This is a genomic window from Salinimicrobium oceani, from assembly GCF_012037645.1.
This window is the reverse complement of the sequence record NZ_JAAVJR010001219.1, coordinates 1-343: the sequence shown is the minus strand read 5'-3', so window position 1 is coordinate 343 and position 343 is coordinate 1. Positions and strand designations below refer to the sequence as shown.

Sequence of the window (343 nt, the reverse complement as noted above, 5' to 3'; positions counted from 1 at the left end):
AACATGTGTTCTACTTTATAAGGATGTCCTCTTCATTAGATTGAGAAGTGGGAATTTGTTCCCCACGTAGCACCGAGTTCCCCGAAAATTTGGCATTGAGATCAATTTCTTTTTCCGTTTCCCAGTCCTCTTCTTTCATTTGTCCGCTGCGTCCAAAAGCAGCCAGGGCATTGCCGTAGGTTACCTTTTCAATATCGTTTTTATCAATCCCTCTTTTTTGCATTAGGGCAGCTGTTTTTGGGACTGCGAGAGGGTCACTAATCCCCCAGTCGGCGGCACTGTTTATGAATATATTCTTTGAACCATATTGCTTCACAACCTCTACCATACGTTCATTTCCCAT

The 343-nt window shown here is 43.1% G+C and carries 1 pseudogene; it reads right to left on the bottom strand.

The window, feature by feature from the left end:
• Positions 1 to 10 precede the first annotated feature (10 nt).
• Positions 11 to 343: pseudogene (locus tag HC175_RS21540) on the bottom strand (TatD family hydrolase); the annotation flags it as partial.